The sequence below is a fragment of the Streptomyces sp. NPDC050433 genome (assembly GCF_044458565.1).
In the GTDB taxonomy this organism is placed as follows: Bacteria; Actinomycetota; Actinomycetes; order Streptomycetales; family Streptomycetaceae; genus Streptomyces.
In genome coordinates, this window is the sequence record NZ_JBITIB010000026.1 from 72,311 (window position 1) to 88,040 (window position 15,730).

Sequence of the window (15,730 nt, forward strand, 5' to 3'; positions counted from 1 at the left end):
GGGGCCGGCCGCGGGCCTCCGGTGCGACTTCCGGGACTTGCCTCTGAAGCAATAATTTCGCTGTTCGCGCCCCCATGCCCCGGCCGGCTTCAGCATGTACGGGGACATGGGGGAACCATGACGGAGACCTACTCCGATCTGATCGCGGCCGAGGACGTGCTGCTGTTCGTCAACGCCGCCGTCACGTCGACGGGCCAGCGCGAGTTCCGTTCCGAGGCCGCCCAGCAGCGGCTCTCGCTCCACTTCCTCCACGAGTACGTACGGGTCAACTACCGCACCGTGTACGCCGCTTCGCTCGCCCTCGACATCAACGACCACAACGCGGCGCGCGTCGTCCAGCAGTTGTTGCGCACGGCGGGCGAGGCGAGCGACGACCAGAAGCGGACTGAGGGCCGGCTCATCGCCGCCCGGCTGGCGCTGCTGCCGCCGCAGCGTGTCTACCGGCTGTTCCGCGCGCTGCGAGCCGCGAAGGTCTCCAACCGCCGTACCCGCGCGATCCTGCGCGACTGGCTCGCGGCCCGGCCGGACCTGGGGCACGACGCGGTGAAGTACCGCGCCGGGCTGAAGACCGTGGCGCGCCACTTCCATCTGCCGCTGACGACGGTGACGGGGGCCGGCACAAGCCCCGTCGGCGAGTTGGGCGACTTCCTCTTCGAGCCGGGCGTACGCCCCCGCTACGAGCACCCGTTGCTCGACGCGTACCGCCGCGCGCACTACGAGCAGGGCGCGATCTACGAGCTGCCGTTCACCGTCGCCGAGGGTTTCGCCGCCAAACACGGCCTTGAGCGCGCCGCGTTCGTGGAGCGGATCGCACCCCGGATGACCCGGCTGGAACGGCTGCGTACACAGCGCGGGTCGGGCGCGGACGCCGCGGGCGCCGCCGTGCGGACGGATCTGTCCGTCATGCCGCTGACCAGGCTCGCGCTGTACGCCCTGTCGCTGACGCTCGACGAGCGGGTGCGCCGGCGCACGGAGCTGATGGGCGCGCTGCGCACCGCGGCGCGCCGGGCGGCGGGGCCGTACGCCGGGACCTGGGGGCGTGTCGCCGCCGTACTGGACGACAGCTATTCCGCGTCCGGCTCCGGCGAGAAGCGCCATCGTCCGCTCGCCGTCGCGCTCGGCGGGCACTTCCTGCTGGAGGCGCTGGCGGCGCCGGGGTCGTACGGCGCGTGGTGGACCTCGGGCCGTACGGACCCACTGCTGGTACGGCCGTACGGCCCCACGCCGCTGGGCATGCGCGTCATCGACGCGCTGGAGTACGCCCCCGACCGGCTAGTCGTCGTCTCGGACGGCTGGGACAACGCGCCACCGGGGCTGGCCGGTGAGGTACTGAGGGTGTGGCGTACGCGGCTGGACCGGGAGCGGCGTACGACGGTCGTCCATCTGAATCCGGTGTACGACGCGGACGGCTTCGACGTGCGCCGGCTCGCGGCGAGTGTGCCGACGGCGGGGATCCGGGACGCGGAGGTTCTGCCGGCGCTGGTGGAGATCGCGCAGTTCGCCGAGGGCCGGACGGGACTGGCCGAACTCCAGGCGTATCTGGACCGGCGGATCGAAAGTTTTCTGCGCACTTACGCGCGCACGCACCAGAAGGGGAAGGCGACATGACCGGGCTCGACTTCACCGGGCTGACGGCCCGCCCCGCACAGGTGTGGGGCGGCGTGCGGCTCGTGCCGCTGGTGCGCGAGGAGCCGATGCCGGGGCTGCGTCTGCACCGCGAGGTGTACGACCGCTTCGGCGAGGTGCTGGTGTCGCCGGGCATGAGTTACGTGTCGTACATCCCGCACGGGCTCGTCGCCGACTGGTCCGGCGAGCAATCGGCGGCGTACGGCACGCAGTTGGACACCGCGCGGTCGACGACCATGGCCGTCGACCAGCACCACCGCATGGTCAAGCGCCGCCCGTCGAAGAAGCGGAAGGGGCAGCCGACGGGCGCCGTCACCCGCTGCCGGTTCCTGCCGCTGCACCTGGCCATGGAGGGGTATCTGACGCTGCACTTCGGCGGCCCCGCGATCGCCTGGAACCAGTGGTCGCAGGAGGCGGTGAGCCAGGGTCTGTCGCCCCGTTCCGAGGCCGCCTATCTGGGGCTCGAAGTGCACGGGCTCGCGGACGCGCTGCGTGTCTTCGAGATTCATCCGGACCAGTGCGGGGTGATGGTGTACGTCGCGGACGCGCTCGCCGCCGCCTTCGTGGTGCCGCACCCCGATGACTACCGCGCGCTGCACCCCACGCTGCTCCAGGACATGTACGGGGAGCTGATCTACCAGTACGGCTACTTCGGCGGGCCCGTACCGGACTTCGAGGCGCGTCTGGGCGACGGGCGGCACATCGCGACGCTCGCCGATCTGCGGGCCGCGGCGCGGGCGCAGGAGCAGGCGTGGAGCGAGTCGCACGACTCGGTCATGGCGCGTGAACTGCTCGGCACGTCGTACGCGTTCGAGCGCGTCCGGCGCATGGCGTCGTTCGACATGTACCGCTTCCTTCCGCCGTTCCGAGTCGGCTCCGACGAACAGCACATCGGTGAGCTGATCACCGACCACAAGGGGCGCACTGCGTACCTGAAGACGTTCCGGCTGGCCCCGGCGCAGATCCGGCGGGGGCATCTGCTGAACAGTCTGGCCGGCAACGACTGGCATCTGCGGCGTACGGCGGACCAGTTGGGCACGACACCGGAGGAGATCGTGCGCCGGATCCACGCGGCGGGCTTCGGCGCGTTGCTTCGCTGAGAAGGCGTGGGGTCGGGTTGTCAGTGGCCTGTGACAGAGTTCCACCCATGCTGGCCATCAGGGTGAAGACAGAGAACTGGCAGGAATACGAGCGGATTTCAGCCGAGCGGCTCGGCGAGTTGATCGTGCGGATAGGCGGTGCCGACGATCACTTCCTGACCGTGGACCGGATACCCGACCGGCCGCATGTGTTCATCCAGGTGGCGCGTGACAGCGCCGAGAGCTACACGCTGGAGCACCGGGACGGCTCGGCCGACGCCATGTTCGGCACGGAGCTGCCGGACGCCGAGTCGGTGACCCGGATCATGGTGGCATGGGCCCGCCAGAAGGACGGGTGGGACGCGGGCGTGGTCTGGCAGCGGGTGGAGCTGCCGCCGGCGGAGCCGGTGCCCGAGTTGGACGACGAGACGCGGAGCGAGATCGAGGAGCACGTACGCGAGCTGATCAAGCGCGGTTACGACGGTCGGGAGCAGCTTGCCGAGGACGCGGAGGAGTGGCTGGTGGACGGGGACGAGCGGCCCGTCTCCGCCGCGCAGGCGCAGCGGATCGTGGACCGGCTGTGGCTGGAGCGTGTCGAGGAGCAGGCCGGGTGGGAGGGCGAGACCGATCCGGAGCGGATCACGGCGGTGTTCGCCGGGCTGGACGCGCGGGGCATCGTGGCCCGTGAGAACTTCACCTGCTGCCGCGGCTGCGGACTGGCCGAGATCGGCGCCGAACGCGAGGAGGGCGACACCAGGGCGGTGCGCGGCTTCGTGTTCTTCCACGCCCAGTGCACCGAGGCGGCGGCGCTCGGGGGCGGGCTCTCGCTCTACTACGGGGGGTTCGACGGCTCGGAGGAGACCACGACGGCCGTCGGCAGGGAGGTCACGGCGGCCCTGGCGGACGCGGGGCTGTCGGTGAAGTGGGACGGTTCGCCGGGGTCGGCGATCGACGTCACGGATCTGGACTGGCGCAAGCGGCTGAGCTGACGGCGGCCGGCGACGGATCCCTCTCCGCGTCGGGCCTGCGTATCGACCCTTGAGAGGGCACTCCTGCTGCGGCCCCGTTTCTGCTTCAATGAGGTCATGGCCAGCCTTCAGCACGACGCGTCGGGTCGCATCGACCTTGAGCCGTTCTGGCCGTCCCGGCAGCACCACGACTTCGACCGGGAGTGTTGCCGCGCGAGGAACGCGCCGGCCCTCTAAAGCCTCTTCCCGGGCCTTCGGCCGTCGCGAATGACGTACGTCCCGTCCCTGTCGACCCGACGACATCCTTCGCGCGAAAGAGCTGACCCCTCATGGCGAACTCCCGCCCTTTCTCCTCCGCCGCCGCGGCCTCGTCCGCCGCCTCCGGCCGTCACCGATTGCGAGCCGTCGACCGTGACGAGGTGGTGCCGCCCACTGCGGCCGGCTCGCCCGGACGGCTCGTGGAACTCCTCCCGCCCGGCTCCACCTGGCTGCCCGCCCCGGCGCACACCCTGCCGACGCTGCCGGGCAGGCCGCCGATGGTCGGCTATCTCGTACTCGTACCCGCCGATCAGCACCCGGTGGCACCCGCCCCGGCTCCCACGACTCCCACCGCCGGCGACGGCGAGGGCGAAAGCGAGGGGCCGGTGCGGATCGACTCCGACGAGCGGACCGTCGAGGTGGACGGCCGCCCGCTGGATCTGACGTACCTCGAATTCGAACTGCTCGCCCATCTCGTGGCGCACCCCCACCGGGTGCACACCCGCGACCAGTTGGTGACCACCGTCTGGGGTTACGGACATGTGGGCGACGGCCGGACCGTGGACGTGCATGTGGCCAGGCTGCGCCGGAAGCTGGGCGTGGAGCACCGGCACACGATCCGGACGATCAGGCGGGTCGGTTACAAGTACGCCCCGTAGGTACGCCCCGTACGACCGCACGCGTCAGTGAGGCCCCCGCCGGTCCGCCCGGCGGGGGCCTCACACCTGTGCCGGGGTGGCTAGGCAGCGGCGCGGGCGCGCGCCACCGCGCCGAGCGCCACGTCCAGGACCAGGAACGCCACCAGCGTGATGCCGAGCAGCGGTACGAACCAGCCGACCAGTGCCGCCACGGCGATCAGCGGCAGCAGCACGGACAGCGGCACCTTGCGCCATGCCCCGCGCGCCATCGGTTTGCCCACGCCCAGCTTCCGGTCCTGGGTGGGCCTGCGCTGCCACCACATGCGGTAGCCCCACACGATGATCACGATCAGCGAGAGGGCGAGGGCGGCGAGGAGCAGCTGGTTCACGATGCCGAACGTGAGCCCCATGTGGGCGTCGATGCCGATCCGGGTGAGCTGGGCGAGCAACGGGTAGTCGGCGAAGCGCAGTTCGTCGAGGATGAGTCCGGTGGCGGGGTCGACGGCGACGGAGTCCAGCCGGACCGGGAACTGGTTGTCCCGCTGCGCGACGACGTACGCCGTCCCGTCGGCGGGCGGCTTCACGGTCACCGGACCGTCGAGTCCGGCCTGGCGCGCGGCGGTCAGGGCGTTGTCGAAGCCGATGTCCATGCCCTGGTGGTCGCCGCCCGCCCCGCTGTCACCGCCGTGGCCTTCGTGCCCGCCGGCGCCGGCCGCCGCGCCCTCGCCGGACTTCAGGTTGGCCGAGACGACGGGGGTGGCGCCGCCCAACTGGTCCTGTACGGCGCCGATGTTGGCGCCCGCGTACGTCGACCAGGTCAGCCCTGTCGCGGAGAGCAGCACGAGTCCGGTGGCCGCCCACAGCCCGAGCGAGCCGTGCCGGCCGAGCGTCCTGCGGCGTCCGGTGGCACCGCGTTCGGGCCGCAGCAGGGCGCGTTTGGAGGTCCTTCTGCGGCCGATCCACAGCAGCAGCCCGCCGAGCGCGACGACCCACAGCCAGCTGGCGGCCAGCTCGCTGTAGATACGGCCGGGTTCGCCGAGATGCAGATGGCGGTGGAGTTCGGAGAGCCAGGTGCGCAGCGGGAGCGCTCCGGAACTGCCGTAGCTGTCCAGCTCGCCGCGGATCTGGGCGGTGTGCGGGTCGACGAACACGGCCAGCGACTTGCTCTCCTCGCTGTCCGGCATCGTCATCAGGACCCGTGTGGACTCCTCGGCCTCGGAGGACGGCCACACGGCGGTGACCTTGCCGTCGGGGTGCTCGGCGCGTGCCGCCTCCACCTGGTCGGAGAGCATGGCCGTACGGTCGCTGTCCGGGGAGCGCAGCTCCTGGCGGTAGACGATCTTCTCCGCCTGGTACGAGAGCGAGTAGAGCAGCCCCGTGGTGGCGGCGATCAGCAGGAGCGGGGCGATGAGCAGGCCTGCGTAGAAGTGCAGCCTCAGGACGAGCGGGCGCACCGCGCCCCAGGTGGTGGTGGGTGCGGGCGGGTTGTTCGCGCTCGCCTCCTTGGTGCTCGGCTTCTTGGTGCTCGGCTTCTTGGTGCCGGGTGGGGAGTCGGCGCCCTGTACGGGGTCGTCAATGGCCATGACTGTCCTAGGAGTTGGCGTGGCACGGGGAAACAGACCCCCGGGCCCCGCCCAGGTCAGATCAGGGCGGCGGCCCCGGAGGCCGTCGTTCGGATCGGGAGCACGCGGTGGGCCGGCGGGCCACGCCGGGAGACGGCATGGGCCAGGACGGTGCCGCGCGGCCGGTGCGGCGCGCGGGTGCGGTGCCGGGGCCGTACGGGCGGCGGCGGTACGGCGAGGGGCCGGGGCGCGGCGAGCAGCAGCCCCAGCGGGGTGAACGCGAACGCGGCGACGGTCTCGGCGAGCCGGAAGAACGCGGCCTCGCCACGAGCCAGCCAGAGCGCGCAGACGGCGCCGGCGAGCAGGTGAGCGGCGAGCATGCCCGGCGAGGTGGCGTCGGCTGCTGACAGCAGGGCGTCGCCTATGCCCGAAACACCCGTGCTCTCCTCCATGCCCGCCGTCCCGTGGCCGTGGCCCCGCGACGGCATCGCGCCGTGCGTCCCGGCTGCGGAGAACGTCATGTGCAGCGCGGCCTGTGCGGTGAGTACGGCGGGCCCGATGAATCCGATGCCCCGGCGCCGTCCGCCCGCGAGCCAGGACAGCCCGGCGATCACGGCGAATGCCGCCGTAAGCACACCGAGCGGAATTTCATGGGTGGATGTGGATGAATGCCCCACCGCGGCCAGTGTCACACACACCGCCGCGAGGACCGCGGCCCGCAAGGCGCGCATCGGCGACCGGGCATCTGTCATGGTGCGCACATGCTGCCATCCCCGTGACGCGTGCGGCAGATGGTGCTAACGGCGCTGACCTGCTATGCCCGCAGCAGAACGCATCCGGTAATCGGACAGGCGCGTGCCAGAGTTCGGGCATGAGACTTCTGATTCTGGGCGGCACCGAGTTCGTGGGCCGCGCCGTGGCCGATGCCGCGCTCGCGCGCGGCTGGCAGGTGACGGTCTTCCACCGCGGCCACCACGAGGCACCTGCTGGTGTCCGCGTCCTGCGGGGCGACCGCACCGAGCCGGACGGGCTCGCGGCACTCTCCGCCCCGGCCGCCGGCGCCGCTCCCGGATGGGACGTGGTCGTCGACACCTGGTCGGGCGCGCCGTCCGCCGTACTCGACGCGGCCCGGCTGCTCGCGGACCGGGCGGGGCACTACGCGTACGTCTCCAGCCGCTCCGTGTACGCGTATCCGACCCCCGCCGGTCTCCCGGAGGACGGCCCGCTGGTGGCGGGCGCGTCGGCCGACGCGGAGCGGCGGGACTACGCGAAGGACAAGCGCGGCGGCGAACTGGCGGCCGAAGCGGTCTTCGGCGACCGCGCGTTGCTGGCACGCGCGGGCCTGATCCTCGGGCCTTGGGAGAACGTGGGGCGGCTGCCGTGGTGGCTGGGGCGGATCGCGCGCGGCGGCCCGGTGCTCGCGCCCGGACCGCGCGACAACCCGTTGCAGTACATCGACGTACGCGATCTCGCCGAGTGGATCCTCGACGCGGCGGGCCGCGGGCTCGGGGGCGCGTACAACGTGGTGAGCCCGCCGGGTCACACCACGATGGGCGAGCTGCTGGCGGCGTGCGTCAAGGCCACCGGCTCCGACGCCGAGCTGCGCTGGACGGATCCGGACGCGATCCTCGCCGCCGGGGTCGAGCCGTGGACGGACCTGCCGATCTGGCTGCCGCGCGGTGAACTGCACGACATGATGCACAGCGGCGATGTCTCCAAGGCGCTCGCGGCGGGGCTGCGGTGCAGGCCGGTGGAGGAGACCGTCGACGACACCTGGGCCTGGCTCCGCTCGATCGGCGGCGAGGCCCCCCAGCGCCCGGACCGACCAAGGCTCGGGCTGGCACCCGAGGTGGAGACGGCCGTTCTGGGTTCCTGAAGCTTTCGCGGCCCCGCCGTGTGACGGCTGGGGCTGCTTGGGGCGGGGGATGCCGGGGGTGTGTGAGTGGTGCTAGGTACACCCCCGATTGGGGGCGGAAACAGCTCCCGCCTCGTAGCCGCCGCCGGGCAGACTGATGGTCGTGCCCGTCGGTCGGGCCGAGGGCCGGTCGCCGACGGGGCACGGGCGACGAGAAAGGGAACGACGATGAGCGAGACGAAGACCGGGACGAAGAGCGGGCCGAGGGGAATAGTCGCGGAGGCGGCGACAACCGCCGGCCGGGGACTGGTGCTGGGATTCACCGCCATCGCCGGCTCGGTGACGCTGTTCGTCCTCTCGGTGCTCTCGATCACCTTCATCCTGCTCGGCATCGGCGTCTTCACCACCCCCCATGTCCTGACGGCCGTGCGGATGCACGCCAACCGGCGCCGGCTGCTGGCCGCCACCTGGTCGGACGTCAAGATCCCTGTTCCGTACCGCCCGATGCCCGCCGACCTGCGGACCGGTGTCACCGGCCAGGTGGAGCGGACCACGCTGATGCTGAAGGACCCGGCGACCTGGCGGGACCTGGCGTGGCTGATGGTGGACATGACGGCCGGCGCGACGGTCGCGCTGCTGTCGATGACCCTGTTCGTCTACCCGCTTCAGGGGCTGGTCCTCGCGGCCGGACTGTGGCTGGTGTTCAGGAACGACCCGTACTGGTACGGCTTCGTGCCGGTCGACAGCCAGCTGACCGCCCTGCTCGCCGCCGCGCTGGGTGCCGCGATCTTCGCGGTGGGGGTGCGGTACGCCGACGAGATCCAGCGTGGTTACTTCCTGCTCGCCAAGTCCCTGCTCGCCCCCGGCCACGACCAGGAACTGGCCGAGCGCGTCGCCCACCTCACCGAGACACGGCACGACGCGGTGGACACCTCCGCCGCCGAACTGCGCCGGATCGAGCGGGATCTGCACGACGGCGCTCAGGCCCGCCTCGTCGCCATGGGCATGGACCTGGGCACGATCGAGGCGCTGATCGAGAAGGACCCGGCCAAGGCCAAGGAGCTGATCGCCAACGCCCGTAAGTCCTCCGCCGAGGCGCTGACCGAGCTGCGCGACCTGGTCAGGGGCATCCATCCGCCGGTGCTCGCCGAGCGCGGACTGGGCGACGCGGTGAAGGCGCTGGCGCTGCGGCTGCCGGTGGAGACCGACGTCCAGGTGGATCTGCCCGGCCGCGCCGACGCCCCGGTGGAGTCGGCGGCGTACTTCGCGGTGAGCGAGATCCTCACCAACGCGATCAAGCACTCCAACGCCGACCGGATCTGGATCGACATGAACCACGGGGAGTCCATGCTGCGGGTCACGGTCGGCGACAACGGCGACGGCGGCGCGAAGATCGGTTCCGGCACGGGGCTGAGCGGACTGGAGCGCCGACTCGGTACATTCGACGGCATCCTGGCCGTCAGCAGCCCTGCGGGCGGCCCCACCATGGTCACCGTGGAGATCCCTTGCGAGTTGTCCTAGCCGAAGATCTCTTCCTGCTCCGCGACGGCCTGGTCCGGATGCTTGAGGCGTACGACTTCGAGGTCCTGGCCGCCGTGGAGACCGGGCCCGAGCTGACCAAGGCGTTCGCGGAACTGCGACCGGACGTCGCCGTCGTCGACGTCCGGCTTCCGCCGTCGCACACGGACGAGGGGTTGCAGTGCGCCCTCGCCGCGCGCCGGGACCGGCCCGGACTGCCCGTCCTCGTCCTGTCGCAGCATGTGGAGCAGTTGTACGCACGGGAGCTGCTGGCCGACGGCAACGGCGGCATCGGGTATCTGCTCAAGGACCGGGTCTTCGACGCCGACCAGTTCATCGACGCGGTGCGCCGGGTGGCCGGCGGCGGTACGGCGATGGACCCCCAGGTCATCCAGCAACTGCTGTCCCGCAGGGCGCAGGACAAGCCGATCGGCCGGCTGACGCCGCGTGAGCGCGAGGTCATGGAACTGATGGCGCAGGGGCGGTCGAACGCGGCTATCGCGGCCCAACTCGTCGTCACGGAGCGGGCGGTGTCCAAGCACACGTCCAACATCTTCGGGAAGCTGGGGCTGCCGGTGTCGGACGACGACAACCGGCGCGTGCTCGCGGTGATCGCCTATCTGGACCGGGGTCAGCGGTGAGGCGGTAGCGGTGTGGGGCTGCTCCCGTTGCCCAAGGTGCCGACGGGCAGGGTGTGTTGAGGGCATCCGCCCGGTTTGTTGATGGAGATTTCTATGAATTCCTGGTGGGGCTGAACAGGCCCCGAATGACGTCCGTATGGAACGGAGCGCTTCCTCCCCACGCCGGAGATCCCACTGAACCGGCACCGAAGCTTGAGGAGTTCCATGGGACGCACGTCAAGAAAACGCTCGACGGTGGCGAACCGGGCCATCGCGGCCTCGGCGGCCTTGATTCTGGGCGGGGGTGGGCTGGTAGCGGTAAATGTCTACGCATCCGCGGGAGAAGACCGCTCCGGGCAGGATCAGCGGATCCAGAATGCCGGACGCCAGATGTCCACCATCGACTGTCCCGAAGTGGCGAACGCGCTCACCAAGGTGCCGCGCCGGGCCCGTGCCCAGGTCGACCGGGAACTGGCCCGGATGGACACGCAGATCACCGACGCGTACAAACGGTTCGCGGACAACAAAACGCAGTTGGAGAGTGATCCGAAACTTACCGAGAAGAAGATCCTGAAGCCGCTGAAGGCGAAGCGGCTCGCCAGCCTCAAGCGCATCCGTTCCGCGCTGCAGCGCGCGGGGCACTGGCAGAAGGGCCTGGACTCACTCGCACCGTGCACCATGCGCCCCGACGACGACGCCACCAACGACGGTGACCCGGGCGGTGGCCAGAACGGCGGGCAAGGGCAGAACGGCGGTCAGGATCAGAACGGCGGTCAGGACGGCGGTCAGGGTCAGAACGCGGGCCAGGACGGCGGTCAGGGCGGCGGCGACGGCGGCCAGCCGCCCGGCAACGGCCCCGACGCCTCCGATTTCGTCGACATCGAGTCCATCGAGCCGAACAGCCAGGAGCCCCAGCAGCAGGAACAGGCGTCGACCGGCACCTTCACCACCGAATGCGGGCGCAACGAGAACGGTCTCTTCAACTCGGACAACGTCATCGCCGCGCCCGGCGTGAGCAACGGCGCCCACCACAAGCACGACTACGTGGGCAACCAGGCCAACAACGCCTTCGCGAGCGACGACGACCTGGCCAACGGTGAGACGACCTGCAACGAGCAGGGTGACAAGTCCACGTACTACTGGCCGGTGGTCCGCCTCCAGAACGGTCAGAACGAGGACGACGCGAACGAGGACGGCGGCGGCAAGGACGGCAACGTCGGAGAGATCCAGACCCCGTCCGAGGTCACGCTGCAATTCGCCGGCAACGCCACGTCGAAGGTCACGGCCATGCCCCGCTTCCTTCGCATCATCACCGGTGACGCGAAGGCGTTCGTCAACGGAGACGCCAACGCGAATGCCTCGTGGAGCTGCACCGGATTCGAGGACCGTCAACTGAAGGACAAATACCCGATTTGCCCGGCGGGCAGCCAGGTGGTGCGTTCGTTCAACTTCCAGAGCTGCTGGGACGGACAGAACACGGACAGCGCCAATCACCGCACCCATGTCGCTTTCGCTGACGAGAACGGTCAGTGCCAGCCGGGATTCCAGGCAATTCCGCAGCTCAAGCAGCGGGTGGTGTACGACATTCCGCCGGGTCCCGGATTCGCGGTGGACTCGTTCCCCGAGCAGTTGCACAAGCCCATCACCGACCATGGCGACTTCATCAATGTCTTCGACGAGGACGTGATGAACAAGATGGTCGACTGCATCAACACGGGCAAGGAATGCAACTGACAACTGACGGTGTGAGGTAATCCTCGGGCGCCGGCCGGACCGTGTACGCGGTCCGGCCGGCGCCGCTCGACGTCAGCTCTCCGGGTGACCGGAGTGCCCCGCGGTGCCCTGCCCCGCGGTGCCGTGTCCCTCGGTGCCGTGCTCCTCGCCGCCGGAGTCCCCGCTCCCGGAGTCGTGCTCGGGGGCCGTCTCGACCGTCCCGCCCAGCCTGCCCCGCAGCGTCTCGACCACCTTCGCGTCGCCGCTGGCGACCCACTTCCTGCCGACGAGATACGACCCGCCGTAGTCGTTGGCCTGGTTGATCCACTCCCGCAGACCCCTGTCGGTCGCGAACGTGGTCAGGATGTATCTGCCGTCACCCGTCTTGCAGTTGGCCTGACGCAGCTCCTCCGCGTCCGTCTGCACGTTCGGATCACACGCGGCCTTCTCGGCCAGTTGTTCGAGGCTCCCGGTCGCCGTCTTCGGCACCTCCGGGGCCTCGTCGTCATTCGTGCCGCAGCCGCTCAACAGGGCCAGGGCCAGGGCCGGCACCAGCAGTGCCACTCGGGGTCGCTCGGTACGCATTCGGCCATCGTGCCCCCTCCGCAAGCCCCCGCGCGGGTGAACGACGCATCACATCGTTGCCCACCCCTCTCCCCGTCATTAACGTGCGCTCCGCATGCACCTGTTGTCACCCCCCGTAACCGAGGACAGAGGACCGCTGATGACCGAGCTGCCGAGTCCCACCCCTCCTGCCACTCCCTCCAGACGTGCGGTGCTGGCCGGCGCCGGCGCGATCGGCCTCGGTACGGCGCTGACCGCGCACTCCCCCGCCACGGCCCGCCCCGCCGCGCCGTCCGCCCCCGCCGCGCCGTCCGCGCCGGCGCCCGACACCGCCGGTGCCGCCCGCGCCGCCGTGGAGCGCCTGCTCCCCCGCCACGCGGACCAGTTCAGCTTCCAGGTGGCGCCCGGCCCCGAGCGGTTCCGGGTGTCCGGGTCCGCCGGCCGGATCGAGGTGTCGGGCACCGACGCCGGGGTCCTGCTCACCGGGGTCCACTGGTATCTGAAGTACGTGTGCGGGGCCCACATCAGCTGGTCGGGCAGCCAACTCGACCTCCCCGCCACGCTGCCCGCGCCCCGCCGCCCCCTGGAGCGCTCGGCGACCGTACAGCACCGGTTCGCCCTCAACGACACACACGACGGTTACACCGCCCCGTACGCCGACTGGCCGCGCTGGGAGCGGATGCTCGACGTCCTCGCCCTGCACGGCTGCAACGAGGTCCTCGTGACCACCGGCCAGGAGGCCGTCTACCACCGTCTGCTGACCGACTTCGGCTACTCCGACACCGAGGCCCGCACCTGGCTCCCCGCCCCCTCCCACCAACCGTGGTGGCTGCTCCAGAACATGAGCGCGTACGGCGGCCCGCTCTCCCCCGAGCTGATCGAGACCCGCGCCGTACTCGGCCGGCGCATCACCGACCGGATGCGTGAGCTGGGCATGTCCCCCGTGCTCCCCGGCTACTTCGGCACCGTCCCGGACGGCTTCGCCGCCCGCAACCCCGGCGGGCGCACCGTGCCGCAGGGCGACTGGAACGGCCTGCCGCGCCCCGACTGGCTCGACCCGCGTACCTCCGTCTTCGCCGATGTCGCCGCCGCCTTCTACCGGCACCAGGGCGATCTCTTCGGCGAGGTGAACCACTTCAAGATGGACCTGCTGCACGAGGGCGGCAGCGCCGGGGACGTACCGGTGCCCGACGCCGCCCGCGCGGTCGAGACCTCGCTCCACACCGCCCGCCCCGGCGCCACGTGGGTGATCCTCGGCTGGCAGTCCAATCCGGTACGGGCCCTGCTCGACGCCATCGACACCGACCGCGTGCTGATCGTCGACGGCCTGTCCGACCTGGACTCGGTGACGGACCGCGAGCGGGACTGGGGCGGCGCGCCGTACGCCTTCGGCACCATCCCCAACTTCGGCGGCCGTACGACCATGGGCGCCAACTCCGACCGCTGGACGCAGCGGTTCACGGCCTGGCGCGACAAGCCCGGCAGCGCGCTCGTCGGCACGGCGTACATGCCGGAGTCCACCGAACGCGACCCGGCGGCCTTCGAGCTGTTCAGCGAACTGGCGTGGCGGGACGAGGCGGTGGACGACCGCGAGGGCTGGTTCCGGTCGTACGCCGATCTGCGCTACGGCGGCGAGGACAGCGCCGCGCGGGACGCCTTCGGGGTGCTCGCGGCGACCGCGTACCGGCTGACGTCCGCCGACGGCCGCCCCGTCGACTCACTCTTCTCGCGCCGCCCCTCCCTCACCGCGTCGTTCGGGACCGCCTTCGACCTCGCCGAGTTCGACAAGGCCTTCGGCTCGCTGCTGGAGGTACGGGCGGAGCTGCGCGGGTCGGACGCCTTCCGGCACGATGTGACCGAGCTGGCCAGACAGGCGCTCGCCAACCGTTCCCGGCTGCTGCTGCCGCAGTTGCGCGCCGCCTTCCAAGGAGGCGACGCCGCCACGTTCCGCGCGCTCGCCGCGCTGTGGCTGAAGCTGATGCGGCTGAGCGACACGATGACGGGCTGCCACCGCTCCTTCCTGCTCGGGCCCTGGCTGGAGGACGCCAAACGGCTGGCGACCAGCCCCGAGGAGGCCGTGACCCTGGAGTGGACGGCCCGCACGCTGATCACCACATGGGCCGACAGATCGGCGGCCGGGCATCTGAGCAACTACGCCAACCGCGACTGGCAGGGCCTGCTCGCCGATGTCCATCTGCCGCAGTGGCAGGCCTATCTGGACGAGCTGGCCGACGCGCTGGCCACCGGGCGGGAGCCGAAGGCGTTCGACTGGTACGTGGACGAGGAGGCGTGGACGCGGGCGCGCGGCGGCTACCCGGTGCGGGCGGCCGGCGACGCGTACGGGACGGCGCTGCGTGTACGGGACACCCTGGCCACCGCCCCGTACCAGGGCACCGTCACGGTGGGCGCCGACCCGCTCGCCTTCACACCGGGCAGCACGGGCACGGTGAAGGCCGACTTCCGCAACGTCAACGGGCTGCGCGGCACCGGCCCCGTCGACTTCGCGCTGACCGGCCCCGACGCCCGGCCGGACGGCCCGGTGGGGCTGTCCGCCGTCGCCCCGGCCGGCACCGGCTCCGTCTCCTGGACGGTGACGGCCCCCGCCGAGCCGCTCACGGCGCCGCTGCGCCCGCTGCCGTACGCGCTGGCGGTGGAGTACGGGCCTCGCGGAGAGGAGCGCGTGCGGACCGTCCAGCGGGGCAGCGTGTACGTCGCGGGCCCGCTGGCCGCGGGCTGGCGCACGTACAGCAACAACGGGGCGGTGTTCGGGCAGCTCGGCGACCGCTTCGCGGTCAACGGCGGCGGCCAGGACCTGTGGCGCGCGACCACGCAGTTCGGCACGGCCTTCAAAGAAGGCGCGCTCCGGGACGGAGTGAGCGTGACGGTGCGGGTGGACGCCCAGGAGAACACGGGGGCGTGGGCCCGCGCGGGCATCGTCGTCCGCAACGGCCTCGCGACCCCCGGCTCGCCCGGCTTCGTCAACCTGGCCGTGACGCCGTCCAACGGGGTGGTGCTGTCGTACGACACGACCGGCGACGGCACGCTGGACACCTACCAGCGCGTCACCGGCATCACCGCGCCGGTGCTGCTGCGACTGGCGCGGGCGGGGGGCCGGTTCACCGGTTCGTGCTCGACGGACGACGGGGGGACGTGGCGGACGGTTGCCTCGGTGCCCGTGTCCGGCGCGGCCGACGCGCAGGACGTGGGCCTGTTCATGAGCGCGACGAACGGGGGCAGCGGGCTGCGCGGCACCGTCGAGTTCAGCGGTTGGAGGGGTGCGTAGGACCGGGCGATCGGCGGCAAAGCCCTTGATCCGTAAGGCGGTTGGG

At 71.3% G+C, this 15,730-nt stretch carries 12 protein-coding genes; 9 read left to right on the plus strand and 3 right to left on the minus strand.

What is annotated here, in order from left to right; translation table 11 throughout:
• Positions 1 to 117: 117 nt before the first annotated feature.
• The 4 genes from ACIBLA_RS28030 (at position 118) to ACIBLA_RS28045 (ending at position 4,590) form a co-directional block, all read left to right on the plus strand.
• Positions 118 to 1,608 carry a hypothetical protein gene (locus tag ACIBLA_RS28030; protein ID WP_363243531.1) on the plus strand — a complete coding sequence of 497 codons (1,491 nt, stop codon included), beginning with the start codon at positions 118 to 120 and terminating at the stop codon, positions 1,606 to 1,608.
• A complete protein-coding gene (locus tag ACIBLA_RS28035; protein WP_363243530.1) occupies positions 1,605 to 2,726 on the plus strand; it encodes an ARPP-2 domain-containing protein in 1,122 nt (373 codons plus the stop codon). Before ACIBLA_RS28030 ends, ACIBLA_RS28035 begins: the two co-directional genes overlap by 4 nt.
• A 47-nt stretch (positions 2,727 to 2,773) precedes the next feature.
• Positions 2,774 to 3,694, plus strand: coding sequence for a DUF6891 domain-containing protein (locus tag ACIBLA_RS28040; protein ID WP_363243529.1), 921 nt, complete (start codon positions 2,774 to 2,776; stop codon positions 3,692 to 3,694).
• Between the two features lie 308 nt (positions 3,695 to 4,002).
• A complete protein-coding gene (locus ACIBLA_RS28045) occupies positions 4,003 to 4,590 on the plus strand; it encodes a winged helix-turn-helix domain-containing protein (RefSeq protein WP_363243528.1) in 588 nt (195 codons plus the stop codon).
• A gap of 80 nt (positions 4,591 to 4,670) precedes the next feature.
• Here the strand turns inward: ACIBLA_RS28045 and ACIBLA_RS28050 are convergent, their stop codons facing one another.
• Both ACIBLA_RS28050 and ACIBLA_RS28055 read right to left on the minus strand, forming a co-directional pair.
• The gene (locus ACIBLA_RS28050; RefSeq protein WP_363243527.1) at positions 4,671 to 6,152 is read right to left on the minus strand and encodes a PepSY domain-containing protein; all 1,482 of its coding nucleotides are present in this window, start codon (positions 6,150 to 6,152) and stop codon (positions 4,671 to 4,673) included.
• Between the two features lie 56 nt (positions 6,153 to 6,208).
• Complete coding sequence (locus tag ACIBLA_RS28055; RefSeq protein WP_399200243.1) at positions 6,209 to 6,883, minus strand: hypothetical protein; 675 nt, start codon at positions 6,881 to 6,883, stop codon at positions 6,209 to 6,211.
• 119 nt (positions 6,884 to 7,002) lie between these two features.
• On the opposite strand from ACIBLA_RS28055, the gene ACIBLA_RS28060 reads away from it, so the two are divergent.
• The 4 genes from ACIBLA_RS28060 (at position 7,003) to ACIBLA_RS28075 (ending at position 11,858) form a co-directional block, all read left to right on the plus strand.
• Positions 7,003 to 8,007, plus strand: a complete 1,005-nt coding sequence (locus tag ACIBLA_RS28060; RefSeq protein WP_363243524.1) for an NAD-dependent epimerase/dehydratase family protein — start codon at positions 7,003 to 7,005, stop codon at positions 8,005 to 8,007.
• A gap of 207 nt (positions 8,008 to 8,214) precedes the next feature.
• A complete protein-coding gene (locus ACIBLA_RS28065; RefSeq protein WP_363243523.1) occupies positions 8,215 to 9,507 on the plus strand; it encodes a sensor domain-containing protein in 1,293 nt (430 codons plus the stop codon).
• Positions 9,492 to 10,145 carry a response regulator transcription factor gene (locus tag ACIBLA_RS28070; protein ID WP_363243522.1) on the plus strand — a complete coding sequence of 218 codons (654 nt, stop codon included), beginning with the start codon at positions 9,492 to 9,494 and terminating at the stop codon, positions 10,143 to 10,145. The genes ACIBLA_RS28065 and ACIBLA_RS28070 overlap by 16 nt, the downstream gene beginning before the upstream one ends.
• Before the next feature lie 204 nt (positions 10,146 to 10,349).
• Positions 10,350 to 11,858, plus strand: a complete 1,509-nt coding sequence (locus ACIBLA_RS28075; RefSeq protein WP_399200244.1) for a DUF1996 domain-containing protein — start codon at positions 10,350 to 10,352, stop codon at positions 11,856 to 11,858.
• A gap of 72 nt (positions 11,859 to 11,930) precedes the next feature.
• Here ACIBLA_RS28075 and ACIBLA_RS28080 read toward each other — a convergent pair whose 3' ends face one another.
• Entirely contained in the window at positions 11,931 to 12,422 is a 492-nt protein-coding gene (locus tag ACIBLA_RS28080; protein WP_399200245.1) for a hypothetical protein, read from the minus strand.
• 139 nt (positions 12,423 to 12,561) lie between these two features.
• Between ACIBLA_RS28080 and ACIBLA_RS28085 the strand changes: the two genes are divergently transcribed.
• Positions 12,562 to 15,684 (plus strand): alpha-N-acetylglucosaminidase TIM-barrel domain-containing protein, encoded by a 3,123-nt coding sequence (locus ACIBLA_RS28085; protein WP_399200246.1) that lies wholly within the window; start codon positions 12,562 to 12,564, stop codon positions 15,682 to 15,684.
• Positions 15,685 to 15,730 lie beyond the last annotated feature (46 nt).

Coding starts and splice junctions, on each gene's coding strand:
- ACIBLA_RS28030 (WP_363243531.1), top strand. CDS start 118: ATGACGGAGACCTACTCCGATCTGATCGCGGCCGAGGACGTGCTGCTG.
- ACIBLA_RS28055 (WP_399200243.1), bottom strand. CDS start 6,883: ATGACAGATGCCCGGTCGCCGATGCGCGCCTTGCGGGCCGCGGTCCTC.
- ACIBLA_RS28075 (WP_399200244.1), top strand. CDS start 10,350: ATGGGACGCACGTCAAGAAAACGCTCGACGGTGGCGAACCGGGCCATC.
- ACIBLA_RS28040 (WP_363243529.1), top strand. CDS start 2,774: ATGCTGGCCATCAGGGTGAAGACAGAGAACTGGCAGGAATACGAGCGG.
- ACIBLA_RS28065 (WP_363243523.1), top strand. CDS start 8,215: ATGAGCGAGACGAAGACCGGGACGAAGAGCGGGCCGAGGGGAATAGTC.
- ACIBLA_RS28050 (WP_363243527.1), bottom strand. CDS start 6,152: ATGGCCATTGACGACCCCGTACAGGGCGCCGACTCCCCACCCGGCACC.
- ACIBLA_RS28085 (WP_399200246.1), top strand. CDS start 12,562: ATGACCGAGCTGCCGAGTCCCACCCCTCCTGCCACTCCCTCCAGACGT.
- ACIBLA_RS28045 (WP_363243528.1), top strand. CDS start 4,003: ATGGCGAACTCCCGCCCTTTCTCCTCCGCCGCCGCGGCCTCGTCCGCC.
- ACIBLA_RS28060 (WP_363243524.1), top strand. CDS start 7,003: ATGAGACTTCTGATTCTGGGCGGCACCGAGTTCGTGGGCCGCGCCGTG.
- ACIBLA_RS28080 (WP_399200245.1), bottom strand. CDS start 12,422: ATGCGTACCGAGCGACCCCGAGTGGCACTGCTGGTGCCGGCCCTGGCC.
- ACIBLA_RS28035 (WP_363243530.1), top strand. CDS start 1,605: ATGACCGGGCTCGACTTCACCGGGCTGACGGCCCGCCCCGCACAGGTG.